Annotated in this window: 20 protein-coding genes, 2 pseudogenes and 1 riboswitch; of the genes and pseudogenes, 12 read left to right on the top strand and 10 right to left on the bottom strand. The window is 38.3% G+C overall.

Translation table 11 applies throughout. The features are described 5' to 3' along the window. Positions 1-155: 155 nt before the first annotated feature. A complete protein-coding gene (locus tag ACEN4N_RS00765) occupies positions 156-1,028 on the bottom strand; it encodes a helix-turn-helix domain-containing protein (protein WP_407093500.1) in 873 nt (290 codons plus the stop codon). 23 nt (positions 1,029-1,051) lie between these two features. Then, positions 1,052-1,594, bottom strand: coding sequence for a cysteine hydrolase family protein (locus ACEN4N_RS00770; protein WP_218930996.1), 543 nt, complete (start codon positions 1,592-1,594; stop codon positions 1,052-1,054). 205 nt (positions 1,595-1,799) lie between these two features. Between ACEN4N_RS00770 and ACEN4N_RS00775 the strand changes: the two genes are divergently transcribed. Continuing rightward, on the top strand, positions 1,800-3,497 hold the full coding sequence (locus ACEN4N_RS00775) for an aryl-sulfate sulfotransferase (RefSeq protein WP_407089632.1): 1,698 nt from the start codon (positions 1,800-1,802) through the stop codon (positions 3,495-3,497). 45 nt (positions 3,498-3,542) lie between these two features. Here ACEN4N_RS00775 and ACEN4N_RS00780 read toward each other — a convergent pair whose 3' ends face one another. After that, positions 3,543-4,442: an acetamidase/formamidase family protein gene (locus ACEN4N_RS00780; RefSeq protein WP_407089633.1), complete on the bottom strand. Its 900-nt coding sequence runs from the start codon at positions 4,440-4,442 to the stop codon at positions 3,543-3,545. 237 nt (positions 4,443-4,679) lie between these two features. Between ACEN4N_RS00780 and ACEN4N_RS00785 the strand changes: the two genes are divergently transcribed. Further along, positions 4,680-5,303, top strand: a complete 624-nt coding sequence (locus ACEN4N_RS00785; RefSeq protein WP_407089634.1) for a hypothetical protein — start codon at positions 4,680-4,682, stop codon at positions 5,301-5,303. Positions 5,304-5,411: 108 nt separating this feature from the next. On the opposite strand, the gene ACEN4N_RS00790 is transcribed toward ACEN4N_RS00785, so the two are convergent. The 4 genes from ACEN4N_RS00790 to ACEN4N_RS00805 form a co-directional block, all read right to left on the bottom strand. Next, positions 5,412-6,392, bottom strand: a complete 981-nt coding sequence (locus ACEN4N_RS00790; protein WP_407093501.1) for an ROK family glucokinase — start codon at positions 6,390-6,392, stop codon at positions 5,412-5,414. Between the two features lie 152 nt (positions 6,393-6,544). Further along, positions 6,545-7,111, bottom strand: a complete 567-nt coding sequence (locus ACEN4N_RS00795) for a chromate transporter (protein ID WP_338490283.1) — start codon at positions 7,109-7,111, stop codon at positions 6,545-6,547. Then, the gene (locus ACEN4N_RS00800; RefSeq protein WP_407093502.1) at positions 7,108-7,695 is read right to left on the bottom strand and encodes a chromate transporter; all 588 of its coding nucleotides are present in this window, start codon (positions 7,693-7,695) and stop codon (positions 7,108-7,110) included. The genes ACEN4N_RS00795 and ACEN4N_RS00800 overlap by 4 nt, the downstream gene beginning before the upstream one ends. 122 nt (positions 7,696-7,817) lie before the next feature. Further along, on the bottom strand, positions 7,818-9,170 hold the full coding sequence (locus ACEN4N_RS00805; protein WP_407089638.1) for a LysM peptidoglycan-binding domain-containing protein: 1,353 nt from the start codon (positions 9,168-9,170) through the stop codon (positions 7,818-7,820). 228 nt (positions 9,171-9,398) lie between these two features. Then, a riboswitch (TPP riboswitch) is annotated at positions 9,399-9,501 on the top strand. 76 nt (positions 9,502-9,577) lie between these two features. On the opposite strand from ACEN4N_RS00805, the gene thiW reads away from it, so the two are divergent. From thiW to ACEN4N_RS00835, 6 genes and pseudogenes are all read left to right on the top strand, one after another. Then, the gene (gene thiW / locus ACEN4N_RS00810) at positions 9,578-10,108 is read left to right on the top strand and encodes an energy coupling factor transporter S component ThiW (protein WP_407089639.1); all 531 of its coding nucleotides are present in this window, start codon (positions 9,578-9,580) and stop codon (positions 10,106-10,108) included. Next, a complete protein-coding gene (gene thiM, locus ACEN4N_RS00815) occupies positions 10,095-10,916 on the top strand; it encodes a hydroxyethylthiazole kinase (protein WP_407089640.1) in 822 nt (273 codons plus the stop codon). The genes thiW and thiM overlap by 14 nt, the downstream gene beginning before the upstream one ends. Then, complete coding sequence (gene thiE / locus ACEN4N_RS00820; protein WP_407089641.1) at positions 10,906-11,541, top strand: thiamine phosphate synthase; 636 nt, start codon at positions 10,906-10,908, stop codon at positions 11,539-11,541. The genes thiM and thiE overlap by 11 nt, the downstream gene beginning before the upstream one ends. A 13-nt stretch (positions 11,542-11,554) precedes the next feature. Then, positions 11,555-12,373: a bifunctional hydroxymethylpyrimidine kinase/phosphomethylpyrimidine kinase gene (gene thiD, locus ACEN4N_RS00825; protein WP_407089642.1), complete on the top strand. Its 819-nt coding sequence runs from the start codon at positions 11,555-11,557 to the stop codon at positions 12,371-12,373. Between the two features lie 31 nt (positions 12,374-12,404). Continuing rightward, positions 12,405-12,719 (top strand): annotated as a pseudogene (locus ACEN4N_RS00830) (RNA-binding protein). Positions 12,720-12,782: 63 nt separating this feature from the next. Next, complete coding sequence (locus ACEN4N_RS00835) at positions 12,783-13,235, top strand: hypothetical protein (protein WP_407093503.1); 453 nt, start codon at positions 12,783-12,785, stop codon at positions 13,233-13,235. 26 nt (positions 13,236-13,261) lie between these two features. Here ACEN4N_RS00835 and ACEN4N_RS00840 read toward each other — a convergent pair whose 3' ends face one another. Then, on the bottom strand, positions 13,262-13,888 hold the full coding sequence (locus ACEN4N_RS00840) for a TVP38/TMEM64 family protein (protein WP_407089645.1): 627 nt from the start codon (positions 13,886-13,888) through the stop codon (positions 13,262-13,264). Positions 13,889-14,124: 236 nt separating this feature from the next. Further along, entirely contained in the window at positions 14,125-14,676 is a 552-nt protein-coding gene (locus tag ACEN4N_RS00845; RefSeq protein ID WP_407089646.1) for a 3'-5' exonuclease, read from the bottom strand. A 150-nt stretch (positions 14,677-14,826) separates the two neighbouring features. Here ACEN4N_RS00845 and ACEN4N_RS00850 point away from each other — a divergent pair, with 150 nt between their 5' ends. From ACEN4N_RS00850 to ACEN4N_RS00865, 4 genes are all read left to right on the top strand, one after another. Then, positions 14,827-16,251: a Y-family DNA polymerase gene (locus ACEN4N_RS00850; RefSeq protein WP_407089647.1), complete on the top strand. Its 1,425-nt coding sequence runs from the start codon at positions 14,827-14,829 to the stop codon at positions 16,249-16,251. Then, positions 16,248-16,616, top strand: coding sequence for a DUF2642 domain-containing protein (locus ACEN4N_RS00855; protein WP_407089648.1), 369 nt, complete (start codon positions 16,248-16,250; stop codon positions 16,614-16,616). The genes ACEN4N_RS00850 and ACEN4N_RS00855 overlap by 4 nt, the downstream gene beginning before the upstream one ends. Then, complete coding sequence (locus ACEN4N_RS00860) at positions 16,606-16,896, top strand: DUF5960 family protein (protein WP_138404755.1); 291 nt, start codon at positions 16,606-16,608, stop codon at positions 16,894-16,896. Before ACEN4N_RS00855 ends, ACEN4N_RS00860 begins: the two co-directional genes overlap by 11 nt. 417 nt (positions 16,897-17,313) lie before the next feature. Beyond that, the gene (locus ACEN4N_RS00865; protein WP_338490316.1) at positions 17,314-18,423 is read left to right on the top strand and encodes an Ldh family oxidoreductase; all 1,110 of its coding nucleotides are present in this window, start codon (positions 17,314-17,316) and stop codon (positions 18,421-18,423) included. A 37-nt stretch (positions 18,424-18,460) separates the two neighbouring features. Here the strand turns inward: ACEN4N_RS00865 and aroD are convergent. Further along, positions 18,461-19,209 (bottom strand): annotated as a pseudogene (gene aroD, locus ACEN4N_RS00870) (type I 3-dehydroquinate dehydratase). Positions 19,210-19,263 lie beyond the last annotated feature (54 nt).

Consider the following 19,263-nt stretch of genomic DNA (forward strand, 5'->3'; position numbering starts at 1 on the left):
CAAAGTTTTTCGTGTAATATGGTTCCTGCGTAGATATTCTCCTTATGTTTTTGGATGGTACTTTAAATATAACGAATATCTGCGTCTTTTAGAAGACACAAAAATAGGGTTGATGACATTTCATTTTTTGTCATCAGCCCTTTTTTAGTTCAAAATTATTTAATCTCAGATGAGGTGTCTCCAATTGATTCGTCAGACTCTTTTTTCATTTTTTCTCTTTCAAAATAAACTAAACCAACGCCTATACCGATTAATATTAACACGCCTAAGACATTCCAAACGGTAAATAATGGGATATTAAACTGCATACTGATGACTAAATTAATTATAATCACAACCGGTACTAAACCAAAGGCTGCAACTGCTAAGAAACGCCATGAAGAAAGATGCATTCTTTTATAAATAAAGTATAACGCCCAAAGATAGATTAGAGAGACGAGAGTAATTGGAATAGCTACATTCACCAGTATATTATTCGCACTGATCACTAAGTTTAATAAGAATAAATATGGAATAATCAACACACTAAAAGCGATTAAACTAGACATGATTGGGGTGGTTAAACGGAAGAATAAAGGAAGTATAATTCCCCAAGCAAAAACTATTGAAACCGATGCAATACCTGACCAAGTAATCGTGCTAACACTAAGAAAATCAATGATTAAACATGCCACGATAACAAATGCTAAGACTCCGGTAATCGCGATTAACCACTCCCTTCGAGTGTGTTTAAACTGTTCACTCATATTATTATTCGCATACTCTAAGACGTTTTGAGTGACATCATGTTCTGAAGGTGCTGATTCATCGAGTGAATAACGTTCGCCACGTAATAATTCATTGACTGTGACGCCATAGAAATCTGCTACTGGCTGAACTTGGTCCATCTCTGGTAATTTACTACCATCTTCCCATTTGGCTAAATCTTCTTCACTCACATTAATTGCTTCTGCCACTTCAGTGGTCGACAATCCTTTGTCCCGACGTAATTCCAGTAAAAAATTTCCCATTCTTTCTCGTTCAAGCATTGTATATGTCTCCCTTCCTTACCCTAGTCAATAACTTCTGTATGAAAGCAACGTGTCATATGCTCTAGCATCACTTCGCCTAAATCAGTGAATGTTGCTACACCGCGGCGATGTGTCAGTGTTTTAAAGCCTTCAGCATCTGCTCCTCCAATTGTTTGGAATACACAAATATCAGTCGTAACTCCGACTACATGTACCGTATCAACATCTAAATTACGCAAGGTTTCTGCTAATTCCGTTTCAAAAAATGAATTATAATTTTGTTTAGGAAAGTAATGAACATTCTTATGTTCTTGATTCGCCTGGAACCAATCTTTTAACTCTCCATACAATTCCTGTCCCGGTGTATTTACCACATTATGCACTGGCCACAGGTCAAAGTGAGGATCATTTGGTTCGTGAGCATCCATCGCAACTACAACTTGTTTGTTAGCGCTTAAAAAATCATCCGCTAAGTTTCTGATATAAGGTACAATTTCTTGACCTGGCTTCCCTACAGTCAATCCTCCGTCATCAGCAACAAAATCATAACTCATATCTACAATTATTAAGGCCTCTTTAGTCATATTATACGGCTCCTTTGCTTTTTCTTTATTATCCCATACTCCAGGTCAAATTTAAAAGTATATATCCTTTCATACCAATAATTGTACGATATATTTTTTGTACTTAACGAAAAATTATATTTTGTATTTTCAATATTTTTTCTCACATGGTAACATAGAGTTAACTAGTAAGTTTGTTGCCATTTATAATAAATAGGAGGTTTCTATGCGACTTAAAACTCTTTATAATGACTCTCTTCCACGGATGCTGATACTTTTTACATTTTTTATTTTTGTCATGACGCCTGCGACTATTTTCGCTGAAAACAATGATGACACCGAAAATATTGACATTCGACTTTATCAGGATAGTACGACTACAGTTTATGATTTTGTCTTACCTGATTCAGAATTTATCGCACGCAATTTTAATCATACAGATCCAGACATACAAACTCAGTATGATGCTGCTGTTCAAAAGTTAAAATCGATGCATAATTTCTCTTTTGAGGATCCTCTTTTTATCTTAAACCCTTACGGTACAGTCACAAATGGTCTATATATTAATTTTAATCATCATAATGACGACGCTACAGTTAATTATACAATTACAACTGAAGGTCATAAGAATGACCACATTTTCCAAAGAACTTTAAAAAATGCGAGTGAAGATTCTGAATCGTTCGAATCACAGATTATTGGACTCGTCCCTGGTGAAGAGAATCATATTGAATTAGAATGGGTGGATAATTCGAACGAGGTGATTGATACATTATCTTTTAACATTCAGATGCCTAAAACATCTTCTTTCTATCCAAGTTACTTATCAACTCAAGATGGGGACAGCACAAGACAATTATCTGATGGACTATTCTATTTAGTAGGCACTTCACAATTTAATGGCTTTACGTATTTCTTTGATAATGAAGGCGTTCTTAGAGCTGAAATTGACACAAATTCATACCGCTTTGATAATTTATTATTCCACGAGGATTATATTATTATGGCAAATACGAGTACACAACTTATTGCCATGAATTCTTTGGGGCAAATTACACAGTACTATGATATGCCTGGCTATAACATGCATCATGATTTCATTATAGGACAAGAGGATGAAGTGTTGATACTTGCCTCTTTAAACGATAGAAAGTCGATTCGTCGAGAAGATATTATCTTATCGCTTGATTTGAATTCAGGTCAGATCAAAGAGTTACTAGATTTAAAAGATGTGTTTGGTGACTATATGCAAGTGACGGCCCCTTCATATAATCAAGATGGTGATGCCACAGATTTAGATTGGATCCACATTAATTCGATAGAAAAAGTCGACGAAGACGCTGTTCTGTTAAGTTCTCGTGAAACTTCAACAATAATTAAAGTTAGCAATCTTTATACAGATCCAAAAGTAGATTATCTCATTGGTCCAGAACCAGTTTGGACGGGAACTGACTACAGCAATTTACTATTATCACAAAAAGGAACATTCCCGCTTCACGGTGGCCAGCATTCATTGAATCTTTCTAGAACGTCAATTCAAAGTGATGGTGAATATTATGTTACATTCTTTAATAATAATTATTGGCGTTACTTAACACGTCCTGATTATATGGGTCACATTGAAGAGCACAATAGTCGCAACTTCGAGCCTAACCCTGATGAGCTTTCTTATATGTATAAATATTTAATCGATGAAAGTGAAGGAACCTTTGAACTTATTCAATCATTCCCTGTTCCTTATTCGTCAATTGTAAGTAACGTTGATCCCTTATCAAATGGGAACTATGCTATTAACAGTGGTAAAGCTAACGTGTTTAGCGAGTACGATTCAAAAGGCAACTTAATTCGTTCATATCATTATGTGAGCGAAAACTTTGCGTATAGAACATTTAAAGACAACTTTACTGACTTCTGGTTTCAATAAAATAAACGGTCTCCTTTTCAAACAGGAGACCATTTTTGTTTGCTTTTATTTAAAGTTTTTAGCTAATTCTACGAATTCCTTCAGTATTCCAACACGCATAGATGCGTCCGGATTAACCGTTTGACAAGTAGTTAAGTCTGCTTTAATCGTCATTAACATCCCAGCTTGGTTAAAAGTGAGTCCCGCTTCTTTCATTAAGAATTCAACCATATGGTCATTTGCTATTACAATGGCTTCATCAGTAGTTTTACCATAACCATATGTGTAAAAGGCTTCATCAGTTTCAACTAGTGGAACTGAATGTGGGTAATCCTTCATGACTTCAACAGTGACATGCGCTTCACCGCCTGCTTCAACGCCACAACCCCAAACTTCACCATCACCCATAGAGGCATGCATATCACCAATCGCAAGTAAGGCTCCTTCTGTATAAACTGGTAAATACACTACTGACCCTTCTGCAATCATCGTATTATCCATATTCCCACCATGAGGTCCTGGTGTCCCTGTTGTAATGCCTTCATCAGCATTAGCTGTTCCAATCACACCGATCATTTTATTTAGTGGGAATTCAACACTTTGAAATTCAAAAGTACCTTTATCTTCATGTATTGGACAAATCACTGTTTGTTCTTCCTCAATTCCCTTGCTGAACAGTTTATTTAGTCCAGGTGCTGAAACAACGACACCATAATCATTCAACTTAATCGCATTAATCGTTACTTTTAGTACATCCCCTGGCTGTGCTCCTTCAATGTATAACGGACCCGTTGCAGGGTTTACTTTATTAAAGTCAATTTCACTAATAACATCTGCTTCTGTTTTAATTGTATCTGAGAAGCAATCCTTCGTTTCGAATATCACTTGGTCTTCGCTTTTAATAGTTCCAACGGCTTGATTCTCTTTATCCATACTATAAATTACATTGTCTTTTGAAATTCTCATATTTATCCACCTTTCAAAATCATTATTATCCATATCATAGCAGACTCTAATCAAAATGACAGAAAAGACCCTGCGGTGACAGTGAATAATCATTAACCACCCTATTTTACCACTTTAAACACCTTTACTCTTGAATAATTCAATATTTTAATCAAATAATTTACTTTTTACCATTGCCTTTAAACGATTTATGGCTTAATCTTAAGTATATAAGAATATCACTAAGGAGAGAAAATCATGAGTGAATTAATCACTGTCAAACAATTAGCAGATAAGTTGGGTGTTCCTAAAAGTAAAGTATCCTACCAAAGTCGGAAACTAGATGATAGTCTCATTCTTCAACAAAATGGCACTAATTACTTAACTGAACGTGCACAGTTATTAATTACTCAAGCTATACACGACTTGATGAATCCGCCTACGGCTGAAGATGTCGAAAAAAAAGCTGCTGAAGAAGTAAATATTGATACAGAAACTGTTGAATCGAATGAATCTGAACAAACTGAACAGGCTGATCAAACTAATTCTAAGCAGTCTGAGCAAACCGACGAAACTAACCCAGAAACAGAAGAAGACGAAGAACAAGACTCTTTATCTAAAGAAACGAGTCAAGAAATGTTGGATTTACTATATGAGTGGATTGATAATCTAGACGATCAAATTGAAGTAAACCAAGAGCAATTAGAAGTGTATCATGATCAATTAAGAGCTAAAGATGAGCAAATTGATAAATTAACGCAATTATTAAATCAATCTCAACAGTTACAGTTACAACAGCAACAGCAGCAATTAAAACTTGTTGAAGACATTGAGTTTGAAAAGAGCTTGACTTGGTGGCAAAAACTTTTTGGCAAGAAATAACCCCTGTACAAAGTGTTTAAACACTTTATACAGGCACTTATATTCATTATTCTGTAAAATAAGCCCTGACTTCCAAGGAAATCAGGGCTTATTTTTTGTTATGCAATTTTATCCGACTAATTTACCATCATTCACTAACTCAGCTGCTCCTAAAACTGCTGCATCATTACCTAATGATGCAATAACTATTTCAGTCTTTCCTTTAAGTGCTGGGAAGATATAGTTATCGCAATGTCTTGCGACTAATTCACGTAGATACTCTCCCGCTTGCGCTACCCCTCCACCTAAAACAATTTTAGATGGGTTTAACATGTTCACAATATGTGAACAACCTAAGCCGAGGTACTCACCAAACTGTTCAATTACATGTTTAGCAAACACATCATGTTGTTCTGAGGCTTCAAAGATATCTTTGGCACTCAGTTCATCGCCATTATCGATACGTTGTTTGATTCCAGAGTCTCCACTATATTCTTCAGAATACTCTCGTGTTAGATTCATTAAACCAGTAGCTGAAGCTAATGCTTCTAAACAGCCAATTTTTCCACAAGTACAAGCAATACCACTATCTTTATCAATCGTCATGTGGCCAATTTCACCTGCTGCTCCTGAATTTCCGTGAACGATTTGACTATCAACAATAATACCGCCACCTACACCTGTTCCTAAAGTTACCATCACAACATCGGAAGCATTATCTCCTGATCCATGACGTTGTTCACCTAAAGCAGCAATATTAGCATCATTATCCAAGTAGAATGGTAATTTAAAGGCTTCGATAAATTGTTCTCCGACATTTTGAGTCTCCACCCAGTTTAAATTATACGCGCCTGTTACTGTTAAATCGATATGATTAACCGTTCCAGGACTTCCCATACCAATACCTAAAAAGTCTTCTGTTGTTAATTGATATAAATCCATTCTTTCTTGTATTGATTCAATCAGATTCGGAACAATTGCCTTCCCACCATTTAAAACCACTGTATTTACCGACCATTTTTGGAGTATTTCTCCATTTGTCGATACAATAGCTAATTTTGCTGATGTACCCCCTAAGTCAATTGCGATAATTTTATCTTTCGTCGTCATCATTACTCCTCCATCTTTAACTGATATATTTCACTCACTAAATAATTCTCTAGAATGATAATGCTTACTTTATTATTGTATCAAAATTTCCTTGAATAACCACTCTATAGAAAAGAATAATTACTTTTTTTTTCAAAATTAGTCTTTGCCAACTAAAATGCTCCAATGATAACTGACGCAATCACATTTAATACACCTGCAAGTAACATGACTTTTACTGGATCTACTCTCCATTTCATAAGTAAGAAAAGACAGATTCCGAAGATGATAACCGCTGTGATCTTAATCGTCTCAATGCCCATCACTTCAGTTCCCCAAAAAGATGTCACTAAAATTGAAACACCTGCCGTTGCAATCATAGCGACGACTGCGGGACGAAGTGCTCTAAGCACATATTGTAAAACATCCATCTGACGGTATTTCATATATAAAAAAGCCAAAATCGTCACCAATATAACTGAGGGAAAAACTGAACCAAGTGTCGCAGCAACTGCCCCAAAGACACCCGCAATTTGAGTTCCCACAAAGGTAGCTGAGTTAATCGCAATCGGTCCCGGCGTCATCTGAGAAATGGTAATTAAATCTGTGAATTCTTGTAAAGTCAGCCATTGATGTGAGTCAACAATTTCTGCTTGAATTAAAGGTAAAGCCGCGTATCCTCCTCCAAAACTGAAAGCACCCACTTTTAAAAAGCTGACAAATAATTGCCAATAAATCATTGAGTCATACCTCCTTTATTGCGGTTAAAGAAAAATTGAATTAATCCAATACTAGCTGCCACTAGAATAATTAACATCACATTGACATTGAAAATATAATTAGCAATAAAGGCGATAAACATCGTTGCAATAAGGAGTGGACTTTTTGCGTTGGTCACTTGTTGCCCCATTCCAATCACCACAGCTGTGATTACGGCACCAACACCCGCTTGCATCCCCTCAAGCATTAAAGCGATGAAAGTATTTTCCCGGAAAGCATCATAAAATAATGCAATGAGAGATATAATCGCGAATGGAGGAATGATCGTTGCGATTACAGCGGTTAATACTCCAAGCATCCCAGCTAATTTATAACCAACAACGATGGCTCCATTCACGGCAATCGCACCTGGAGCTGATTGTGCAATCGCGACTAAATCTAACATCTCATCTTCATCGATCCAGCCATAATCATCTACAAACCTTTTTTTCATTAGAGTGATAATGACATAGCCACCCCCAAAGGTAAAGCCACTTAACATTAAGGTTGATAAGAATAATTGCTTTAATATTTGCCCTTTTGATTGATTTTCATTTATCTTCATATAATTCTCCTTCAATCATCTTTGTAGTTATCATATTAGCTTAAACAGAATAAAATGTGAATTAAATGATTTTAGACAACAAAAAGCTAAAGTGAATATATCACTCTAGCTTTAGTTTATTCTTAGTATGCTGGGTTGAATGAAACGTGAACATGGTCATAATGGTTGGCAGTGATACTTCCACGGTCTTCCATCGCTGTCCATTGTTGGTTCCAATCTCCATAAATTTGTTGTTCCCAAATAACGTATGAGATATCATTTTCTGCCATACTATTGATTGAGTAATTAGCAATGTCATCTCCCACTTGAGATCCAACAGGTACCATAAAGTCAACGGCTAATCCTGCACCGTGATCTTGTGCGTCACCTGGACGGTAAAGGCTGAATGAATCAGTACCATAGATTGCTGCAACTTCTTCTTTATAAGTTGCTACATGTGGTTGTAAGCCAGCGTTTTCAGGGTTAGCTGCCGGGTCTGTTGCTGGTTCTTCATAAACAGGCTCCTCGTAAACAGGCTCTTCATAGACTGGTTCTTCAGGTTCTTCGTATACTGGTTCGTCAACTACTGGTGTTTCTTCTTCTACTGGTTCCCAAGCTTGACTGTTTTCGTCAACAGTTAAATCAGTTTCGTAAGTTGGCTCTTCATAAACAGGTGCCTCAACTGGGACTTCCTCTACAGGAGCCGCTTCGATAGGCGTTTCCTCAATTGGAGCTTCTTCTACTGGTACTTCTTCTACTGGTACTTCTCCGTAAACAGGTTCTTCGTAAACAGGTTCTTCGTAAACAGGTGCCGTTTCAGCTGGAACTTCTGTCGCTGGTGCTTCTGTATAAGCGGCCGCTTCGACAACTGGAGCTTCTTCAACAACTTCTGTTTCAACAGGTGCTTCTTCAACCAGCGCTTCTACCGCTGGCTCTTCTTCTACCCATGCTGGAACTTCTTCAATAATTGTATTTGATGGTGCAGCACCACCTGCTGATGATTCCGTTTCTGTTTCTGAAACTGTTTCTTCAGGAACAATAACTTCTTCAACAACTTCTGTTTCTGTTTCAGCTTCAGGCATTGCTTCTGGAGCAACTTCTTCTACTTCTGGAATATCTGATAAGTTGACTGGAATACTTACTTCTAAAGTATCTCCATTTGGTGCATCAACTGTTAAGTTGCTTGCGCGGTCATTCGCATCATATTGAGCTGTTAAAACTGTCTCAGGGAAGATTAAGTCAACATCTTCAATATTATTAATTTCTGCTAAATAACGTGATTCAATATTCATCGCTTCAGAAATGACACTCAATGTATCTCCGTATTTTACTGTATAAGATAATTCATTTTCTTCAGTCACAACGATTTCTTCAAGCACTTCTTCTAACTGGCGAGCTTGCCATGTAATATCTGAATCAATCGCCATTGCGATTGGGCCATGTGACATCAATGCTAAGATTGATGATCCAAGCCATAATTTCTTTTTAAAGTTCATATATAAGTTCACCTTTTTTTAATTTATTTTTTTGACATGAACTACTTTAGCATAGTCAATTCTGGAAGCCAATGACATTTCAGCCATTTAAATGAACTGTATTTTGTCTGTAACATAACATTTGCGTGTACATTTGATTGTAACAATTGACCCTATTCTAATAGCTTTTTGTTTGCATACGTTTGCAACCAACCTTACACTGTTGTACAATACTCCATAGATTACAACATTAAAAATACGGGGAGCTTTTGAAAGTAGAGCTGAGAGGAATGTAATATTCGACCCGCTGAACCTGGCTGCTTGCAGTGTAGGGATCATAATTTGCCTTAAAAGCGATTGGCGGAGATGACCTATACTGGATATCTCTGCCTTTTTGTCTATTTAAATAAATTTAGAGGAGTGAGAATTTGAAAACATTAAAAACACAAAAACTTGTCTTAGCTGGTATCCTATCTGGACTAGCCGTCATTGGAAGCTTAATTTCTTTCCCAATTCTAGGCTCGCGAGCGTCACCGATTCAACATATTATTAATATGATTTGCGCAGTGCTTTTAGGACCTAGTTATGGCGTTGCTGTCGCTTTTATTGCTAGTCTATTACGAAATTTATTCGGTTTAGGTACGATTATGGCCTTTCCCGGAAGCATGATTGGTGCCTTTTTATGTGGCATCATCTTTAGCAAAACAAAGAATCTTTTTCTCACTAGCCTGGGTGAAATAGTTGGAACCGGAATTCTAGGTGGGCTTGTCGCATGGCCACTCGCGATTTTATTTTTAGGAGAAAGTGTTGGAACGCTAGCCTTTTACGCTTACGTAATTCCTTTTCTTATTTCCACGATTACTGGAACAATCATTGCCGTTGGAATTATTAACATACTTAAACGAAATAATCGCCTCACCTGGCTAGAAAGAAGTGACCGATCAAATGATAGAGATTAATCATTTATGGGGAAAAGTTCGAGAAGCCCATCCACTTGTGCATACGATTAGTAATCTAGTTAGTGCCAATGACTGTGCTAACTTACTCCTTGCTGTGGGGGCAAGCCCAATCATGGCGAGCGCCATCCAAGAGATGGAAGATATTACCCGAATTAGTCAAGCAACAGTTTTAAACTTAGGCACACCCAATGATTCAAAATACGCTACTTGTACCAAAGCCGGCGTATATGCAAATAAATATGCCCATCCTGTGATTGTCGATCCCGTCGGCATTGGGGCGAGCCTTTATCGAAAAGAAAAAGTCACACAACTTTTAAAAGAAGTTCAACCAACCATTATTAGAGCCAATGTTGGAGAAGTCCAAAGTTTGTTAGGGTCTAAAAGCCAAGCACGAGGCGTTGATAGTTTCGCTCAATCCCATTCTGATGATGGACAATCAGATGCCGTCGTCTTAGCCCAACAGTTGGATTGTGTTGTCTTGATGACTGGAAAAGATGACTTTGTTACCAACGGTACTCACTCTTACTTAATCGAAGGAGGTAGCTCAATTCTCACCAAAGTTACCGGAACAGGTGATATGCTTTCTGTCCTATGTGGCGCTCTATCCGATGTGACTGACCCGCTAACAGCTGCGCTTAGCGCTTCCTATAGTTGGAAAGTCATAGGTAAACTGGTTAAAGAAAGTTCCGCAGGTTTGGGTCAAGCACACAGACAACTCTTCGATTATGCTAGTCAAATTGAACAAATTACCAAAATTCAACATACCGTGACGATTCACGAATCAGGAGGCCGTAAACATGTCAATTAAACCTGAACAACTCACCTTATATGCCATTACAGACCGAACTTGGTTAAATGGTGCTACCTTAGAAGACCATGTCAAAGAAGCTCTCGAGGGGGGCGCAACGATTTTACAGCTTCGAGAAAAGACTCTTTCTGAAGCAGAGTTTCTTGAACAAGCTAAACGATTAAAACCTTTATGTCAGTCTTACAATGTCCCATTAATTATCAATGATCGCGTGGATATTGCCCTTGAAGCTGATGCTGATGGCGTTCACGTAGGTCAAAACGATATGCAAGCCAGTCAAGTCCGCGAAAAATTAGGCCCAAATAAGTTACTCGGTGTATCTTGCCGAACGGTTGAACATGCTTTAGCCGCTCAAGAGCATGGTGCTGATTACATCGGCGTTGGAGCTATGTTTCCCACTCAAACAAAGACTGATACTGAGCCCGTTTCAATTGAAACACTTAAAGCCATTTGTCAATCAGTAAACATTCCCGTTGTTGCTATTGGTGGCGTTACATTATCGAATGTTTCTCAGTTACAAGATACTGATATTGCAGGTATTGTCGCCATCAGTGCGATTTTTGCTCAAGATGATATTCAAGAAGCGGCACACAATTTAAAAGAAGCAGTTTCAAACTTACTTTAAGGAGGTAACATGTATGAAAACTGTATTAACCATTGCCGGAAGCGATTCGAGTGGAGGCGCTGGCATTCAAGCAGACTTAAAGACGATGATTAGTCATGGGGTTTATGGCATGAGTGCGATTACTGCTTTAACTGCTCAAAATACTTTAGGTGTCACTGATGTCTTAGAATCAACGCCCGAATTTTTAGCTGCCCAGCTTGATGCTGTGTTCACAGATATTTACCCCGATGCGGTTAAAATTGGAATGGTCTCAAGTGCGCCGTTAATTAAAGTCATTGCGGATAAATTAAATGAGTACGACGTGCCTTTAGTCGTAGTAGATCCTGTCATGGTGGCAACCAGTGGTTCTACTTTGATGGAATCCGACGCTACCGAGACGTTGAAACAAGAATTACTCCCTATCGCGACTGTTCTCACACCAAATATCGCGGAAGCTGAAGCATTATCTGGCCTTAAAATTAAAACCCATGACGACATGGTCGCAGCTGCAAAACATATTGGCGATACTTATCATTGTGCTGTCCTTTGTAAAGGTGGACACCGTCAAACGGATGCCAATGATGTTCTATATCATGAAGGAAAGGTTCATTGGTTCGAGAGCGAACGCGTGGATAATCCAAATGCCCATGGAACAGGTTGTACTCTAGCAAGTGCTATCGCCTCTAACTTAGCGAAAGATTTTGATTTAATTACTTCTATTGAACGCTCAAAAGCCTATTTAACGGATGCATTAAGAGCAGGACTTGATTTAGGTAAAGGGTCTGGGCCTTTAGACCACGGCTTTGATATCCATTCTAAATACAGTGAGATGAATAATCATGACCATATATAAGATGAAATTAAACTCAGAACCTTTTGATATGATTAAACAGGGACAAAAAACGATTGAACTCCGTCTAAATGATGAAAAGCGTCGCTAAGTTCAAGTTGGTGCTCAAGTTGTATTTGAGCACTTAAATGATTTAACACAAACAATTCAGGAGGATGTAATTGCTTTACATCCGTTCCCTTCTTTCGTGGAACTATATCAGGCTCTTCCTTTACTAAAATGTGGCTATACTTCTAATAATGTGGAGGCTGCTTCTCCAGAAGATATGGAAGCTCATTATTCATTAGAGCAACAAGCGCACTATGGTGTTCTTGGGATTGAAATTAGTTTGCCTGATCATTTTTCTTAACCTTGCTCAGCTTCTATATATTTTCTGTTATAATATCTAAACAAAGGAGTTGTTTGCTTTTCCATGTTAACGATCATTATTTTAATTTTAATCGCCCTCTTGGGCTACACCCTTTTTCATCAATTCAATGCTTTTCGCCAGATACAAATTCGCGAGAATCATCAGCGATTATTTTATGCAACGCCTGTGATTATTGCGATTGTATTTCTAGAGGTTGGATTCGAATTTGGTGAGACTTTTATTCAATACGGCTTACTTATTTTAATCGCTATTAATTTTGTTGCGATTCCTTTTACGTCAGGCCTTTCAAAAGATTTTATCTATTATAAGTCTAATAAAAGAGGCATCGCCGGTTTGATTCCTAAAAGTAAAGCTTTAACCGACGTTATCGGGAGTCAGATTGAAAAAGAGGATGATTATTTTACTGTTGATTTGTCTTTTGAAAAGGAGATTATCAGTTTACGTTTTTCAATTGAACAATTTGACGCTGTACATCAAATAATTTCACGTACATAAAAAGCCAGGCACTCGCCTGGCTTCTTTTATGAGAATAAATTTGAGAGTAAACCTAAGAAATTGTGCACCCCGGCCATAAATAAAAACATCGTGACCGGTTTAAATATCAATTGGATGATGACCATTCGCTTGTAAGTCAAATCACTTAAGCCACTGATCATGATGAATAACTCATCCGGCAATCCTGGTACTACAAGCACCACCGCAAGTATCCACTCAATGTAATAACCTCTATCTAAATAACTCAAACCTTTTTCAACTAATTTTTCATCTAAAAAAGCATATAAAATTGGCTGCCCGAAGCGTTTCGCCAACCAAAATAATATCAATGACCCGAGAAAATTCGCTGAAAACGCCAAAATAAAGCCCAGTAGTGGCCCAAATGCGGCATAAGCAATCACACTCCCGAGCCCGCCGGGAACGATTGGATACACGGTATTGATGATAGATAGAAGGAAAAAGACAATTGGTGCGAATGCCCCAGTTCTCTCGAGTCTTTCTTGAAGAATTTCTGGATGATTAAATAAATCAATTTTGAAAAAATAGGCAAATATGATGAACGTAATCACCGCTCCGACAATGGCTCCCCACTTTAACACTTGCTTATTTCTTTTGAAAAACATAATATCTTTTGACAGTGGTGCCATATCCATAAAACCTACCCTCTCTGATTGAAACAAATCGTCTTTTATTAACTTTACAGTATTATATTTATAGCTAAACTTCATAGGGCTAAAGGACCAAATTTTATCATCCGCCCAATAAAAAAAGAGAGTCACGCTCTCTTTTCGCTATAATAAACATATCATAAATCATCAGATATTTTTAGGGTGAATTCGGAAAAAAATGGCCAGCCGGGTATGGATGGCGGGAGGTTGGGTTTTCGTTTCTACAATCTATAAAACTGCTTCACATTTCCTACTTTCAACAAATCCTCAACAGTCTGCGTCTTCGAGTACATCGTTAAAGCGTGGATGACATAAGCAGCGGCTCGCGCATCTTCTAGAGCATTATGATGATTAAATTCAAATTTTATTTGCTGGCATAATGATTTCAAACTAAAACTTGAGAGCTTTCCGCGCCATAAATTACGGGCCAGCTGACAAGAGTCAAAATAATTCATACCTAACTCTGGGAGACTGAATTTTTCATTGGCTGATCGAATCACACCTCGGTCAAATTGAGTATGACTCACAACTGGTGCTTCTCCTACAAATTCTTGAAATCGCCCAATCACTTCATCATATGCTGGTTTTCCTTGAACTTGTTCGGGTGTTATTCCGTGAATACGAATATTGTTCGGTGCAAAAGAAGTCAGTGGATCAATTAATTCGTAAAAATGCTTAACCATAATTCCGTCGACAACTTTTACTGCCCCAAGTGAACAAGCTGACCAGCGCTGACCGTTGGCTGTTTCAAAGTCAAATGCAACATATTCCATTGAATAACCCCTTCCTTATAATCTTAATCTCCATATCAGTATATACACTTCTTACCTCTCGTCAAGTCACAGTTTTTAAAATATTCCACTTGCTTATACGAACGTTTGTTCGTATAATGGACTCAAGGTTTTATCAAAAGGAGGATTATAATGGGAAACATTCAGTATGATAAAGAGCCTAAATCTGACATAGCTTTCATTGATATGAAATCCTTTTATGCCAGCGTTGAGTGCGTGGAACGTGGCCTCCACCCCCTCTATACTTCTTTATGTGTGATGAGTCGAGCCGATAATGCAAACGGTTTGATTCTCGCCTCTTCACCAACGTTTAAGAAAGTTTTCGGTAAGGAGAATGTGGGGAGAAGCTATGATTTACCCTTTAATATTCAGACTCGGCGATTCAATTACTATGTTGCCAAACGTCAAAATTTACCCACAAATCGAGAATATGTTCGCTTTATTGAGAGTTGGGCACGAAAAACACTCATCGTTCCTCCAAGAATGAGCTTATATATTGAGAAAAATATGATTATTCATGACATTCTTCAAAATTATGCCCCTAAGGAGGAAATTCTGCCCTACTCTATTGATGAAAGTTTCATTGATCTAACACGTTCGCTAGATTATTTTACTAAGCAAAAAAATATCTCTCGCCGTGCTAAACTCGATGGGATTTCTGAACAGATTCAACGAGAAATCTGGAAAGCAACCGGTGTTTTTTCAACAGTCGGTATGAGTAATGCGAACCCACTTCTTGCTAAATTAGCACTAGATAATGAAGCAAAATATACACCAAACATGCGTGCTAATTGGTCTTATGAAGATGTTGAAACGAAAGTCTGGAACATTAAAAAACTCACTGACTTTTGGGGAATCGGACGGCGAACAGCCATTCGTCTTGAACGAATGAAAATTTACTCTATTAGAGATTTAGCTAACAGTAACCCTGAACTACTCAAACAAGAGTTTGGCGTTATTGGTCTGCAACTCTGGTTTCATGCTAATGGAGTGGATGAAAGTGATGTGCGTTACCCTTATAAAGCCAAATCCACAGGTTTAGGTAACTCGCAAGTTCTGCACAAGGATTACTATAAGCAATCCGACATCGAACTCGTCTTAAGCGAAATGGCTGAGCAAGTAGCTATCCGTTTGCGTAAAGCTCATAAAAAGACAACCAGTGTGGCAATATCTATTGGCTTCTCTCACACTGCTGAACGATCATCCATTCATGTTCAAAGAAAAGTCGACCCCACTCAAAATACAAAAGTGCTCATCGGTCATGTCATCAGTCTTTTTCGTTCAAAATATAATGGCGGTGCCGTTCGAAATATCGCTGTTCGCTATAATAATTTTGTTGATGAGAAATATGCTTTTATATCTTTATTTGATAATTTTGAACAAGTTGAGAAAGAAGAAACCCTTGAAAAAACAATTGATGATGTTCGTGAACGATTTGGCTTCTTGTCCGTGCAACGTGCAACTGTACTTAAAGAAAACTCCAGAAGTAAAGCGCGTAGTCAACTTATCGGTGGCCATGCGGCAGGTGGCGCTGGTGGCTTGGATGGGTTAGCATGACAGTTGATCGAAGCTATCTTCCTTACCGTTCTGCTCGGAATTACCAAGACCGGAAGATGGCTAAATGGATGGGCTTTTTCCTATCAGAACACACCACCGCGCTCACAACTGAAGCCGAGACGATTGATTTTAGCCAATCGCTCCCTTTAGGAGAGAAACTTCTCTTACTCAACCAATTATACTTGCAAAAGCTATCTGGTATTTTTCAAATCATACAGGACGAAAAGTCTAAAGAAATACGCGGGAAAATCGATTCCGTACAAGCAGATCAAGTTGGTATACAAAGTGAGAATGCCCACTACTTTATATCTATTAAACACATCATATCAATCAAATTAGAGGAGGAATTGGACGATGGATTCTAGAAACATACAGAATAGTAGTGTTCAATTCGATTATTTTAGTGAGAATTTTATGCGATTTGAACAAGATTTTAATGCTTATTCAAATTTGGTCGTCCCTTTAACATTTATGGTCGATGACATTCTTTTTACTATGAATGAGTCACAAACCAATTACTTTAAGCTCCCCGCAATGAAAGCAAAAGATAATAAAAATCATTACTTTATCTTCAGAGTGAAAATGCAAGAAAGCAATTCGCAAGTCCGCATTTATGAATATATTCGACACACCTCATCCTTTTAAATGTCACTTTAATGTAGCTCATCTTCTCATAAAAAATATAAGCGACAAAGTATCTTATTATCTTGATACTTTGTCGCTTTTGTTGTGCTTTTCGGGGGTTGGGTCGGGAAGCTGCGGTGATTCACCAGCTCGGGTGGACGAGCTGGTGGAGTTGGCCTGGATTCGCTAGCTCAGATGCGCGAACTGGCGAAGTTGTCTTGGATTCGCTAGCTCAGGTGGGCGAGCTGGCGAAGTTCTCTTGCATTCGCTAGCTCAGGTGAGGGAGCTGGCGTATCCTCTGTTTCTACATTTATAATTTTTTTGCACCTTTTATAAATATTTTTTATAAATTCCTTGTTATTTAAACCTGAATATGCTAATTTTAAAGTGCCAGGAAACGCTTACAAAGCCAGTTAAAATTACTAGGAGGAATAGAAAATGGGTCAAACTTTTACTGTTGAATGGGATTGGGTAACAAAGTTTGTCAAAGATGTCTTTATGGCTTATGGGATTCCAGAAGAAGATGCGGATATTTGTACTGATGTGCTGCTTGCGTCTGACCGCAAAGGGATTGAATCTCATGGGGTAAATCGATTTAAGCCAATTTATCTTGATCGAATTAAGGCAGGAATTCAACATCCGGAGACGAATTTTGAAGTTGTTCGTGAAACTCCAACAACAGCGGTTGTGGACGGACATGATGGGATGGGACAAGTGATTGGGTATAAAGCCATGCAGATGGCGATTGATAAAGCGAAAGAGTTTGGAATGGGTATGGTTGCGGTTCGAAACTCAACTCACTACGGAATTGCGGGTTATTACACAGATATGGCCGCAAAAGCAGGTTGTATCGGCATGACCGGAACAAATGCGCGCCCTTCGATTGCGCCTACTTTCGGTGTAGAAAATATGTTAGGAACTAACCCACTCACACTCGGTTTCCCAACCGATGAGGATTTTCCATTTTCATTAGATTGTGCGACTTCAATTAGTCAACGTGGAAAGATTGAATATTACGCACGTATTGGTCAAGATACACCTGCAGGAATGGTGATTGGTCGTGACGGAAAAGCAATGACTGACTCGCCTGAAATTCTAGAAGCGTTAGTTAATGGTCAAGCAGCGCTAGCACCACTTGGGGGTATCGGTGAAGAACTCGCTGGATATAAAGGTTATGGTTATGCAACTTTTGTAGAAGTATTATCAGCTGCCCTACAACAAGGTAACTTCTTACATATGTTATCAGGCATTGGGAAAAATGGCGAGAAACAGAAGTTCCATCTAGGACATTTCTTTATTGCTATTGATACCGAAGCTTTCGTTGGTTTAGACAGCTTCAAGAAGACAGCTGGAGATATCTTAAGAGCTTTAAGAAATTCAGAAGTGGCGCCAGGCGAAGAACGCATTTATACTGCCGGTGAAAAAGAACACCTCGTGTGGTTAGAACGCAAAGATACCGGCCTCCCTCTAAATGAAGGGGTGCAACAAGAAATGATTACTATTCGTGATGAACTAGGCTGGACAGATTACAAACTACCATTTGAATAAGCATTAAAGAAGGGGAGCAATCCATGCTCCCTTCTTTTTATAAACTCAAATTCTTTAAAGCGACTGCTAAATCTTCAACAGCCATTTGACCGGGAGCAGATGCTTTTCCTAAAGAACCGAAAGTTGCTGCAGAGCCAAATGCTTCGCCAGCAAGGCGACTAACCATTCCTAAATTACCCATAGACATTGTTATCAATGGAACATTAGCAAATTGCTGACGCCGATGAGTGGCTTTTAAAAGCGTTAAAACATCTTCTGGCGTTTGTGGCATAACAGCTATCTTGCAAATATCTGCCCCTTTACTTTCCATCAACTCAAGACGACGAATAATCTCTTCCTCTGGAGGTGTTCGTTCAAAGTCATGATTACTTAGCACCACATAAATCCCTTGACTGCGACACTCTTGAATAAGATCGTCTAACTTTTCTTCTGGATAAATAACTCAATATCTAATAAATCAACGTGTCCTTCATTAATAATTTCTTGATAAAGGGCAACATATTGCTCATAAGATAGCTCGCGTTCCCCACCTTCTTCAAAAGTACGGAAGGTAATTAACAACGACTTATTCACCAGTTGTTTGACAACTTTAGAAAGTTCGCTCACTGCACCCGCCTTTTCCACATCTTCATAAAAATCAATGCGCCATTCCACTAAATCGCCTGATGACTTACTTGCCTCTTTTGCAGCTTGAATAACCTCAGCCTGAGTTTTACCAACAATCGGTACAATTATTTTAGGTCTCCCTTGACCAATGGTTACATTATCTATCGTCACTCGCTTCATCTTCTGACCTCGCTTACTTGATGTAATTATCTCTACGTTTGATAATAGCTTATA

The sequence above is a fragment of the Ruoffia sp. FAM 20857 genome, assembly GCF_045528645.1.
Classification (GTDB): Bacteria; Bacillota; Bacilli; order Lactobacillales; family Aerococcaceae; genus Ruoffia; species Ruoffia halotolerans.